The following is a 994-nucleotide window of genomic DNA, read 5'->3' as shown; positions in this document are numbered from 1 at the left end:
AGAAAAACAAATACCCCCAAATGAAAAAAATCGATATAACTCTTCGGCAAATAAAGATAACTCTTGTTTTTGGTGCATATTCATAAAAAGCACGTCACCCTTTCTCATTAACATAAGAGAATAGTAATGTGCTTTTAATTTCAAAAATAGTCTAAATCCTTAAGTTGATGGTTGTGGGGCGGGACAATAAGAACGGTATCTAAGAGGTGTTAGTTCCATTCCAAAGGCCTCAGCCGACGATTAGCTCAAGTACCGATTTCGGATGACCCCCATGTGATGAAGTTCGTGTCCTGCGATGCCGTACGCGAGGGCGCGCGCCGTAATGCTTAGGTTGTTGGCTGTGCCCTTGCGGGTCCACGCCTCCGCCGGTAGCCCGCGCAGCAATGTGATCGTTGATTGCCGTACGGCCCGGTAGTCTTCGGCCAATTGCTCGGTTGTCCAACTTCCGAAAGGAGGCATGAACAATTCCTGATCAAAACCAGTCAGAGGCGTCTGGTCCCCTCTTGCGAACCGGAGCAGGCGGTAGGTCATGACGCGTTCCGAGTCTGCAATGTGGCCCACGACTTCTTTCAGCGTCCATTTTCCTTCCGCATACCGATACGCGTACTGACTTTCGGTCAACGATGCCAGGAGCTCGATCATTTGCTTTTCCTGGGCGAGCAGAATGTCGATGATGTTACCGTCCGGTACCAAACGAATATATTCGCCGGAGTTCCCGGCGTATTCTTCTTCTGACGGCCTTTGATTCATGCGTAGTCACCTCTTTATGTATATATAGAAAATTATAGCACTCGTCTATGTCTAATAAATTCGCGAAATGATAGAACTTTCCTTCTAATAATTGAGGATAAGCAACTATTTAGTTGGTCGGTCGCCACACTATCCTGATTCGTTAGCACAATAAGCAATGTTAATCAATAATGCATAAAAATTATCTGTTATACAATATTTCGAAGTTATTAATATATAAAGGTAACACCTTCTTTTTTAATTT

General features: G+C 44.4%; 1 protein-coding gene. It reads right to left on the bottom strand.

The window, feature by feature from the left end:
* Window positions 1-240 precede the first annotated feature (240 nt).
* Entirely contained in the window at window positions 241-750 is a 510-nt protein-coding gene (locus tag V7038_RS26920; RefSeq protein ID WP_002013615.1) for a DinB family protein, read from the bottom strand.
* Window positions 751-994: the final 244 nt, after the last annotated feature.

Origin of the sequence: Bacillus sp. JJ783 (assembly GCF_036963225.1) — a bacterium.
In the GTDB taxonomy this organism is placed as follows: domain Bacteria; phylum Bacillota; class Bacilli; order Bacillales; family Bacillaceae_G; genus Bacillus_A; species Bacillus_A cereus_U.
This window is presented reverse-complemented; position numbering and strand designations above follow the sequence as displayed.

Coding starts and splice junctions, on each gene's coding strand:
- V7038_RS26920 (WP_002013615.1), bottom strand. CDS start 750: ATGAATCAAAGGCCGTCAGAAGAAGAATACGCCGGGAACTCCGGCGAA.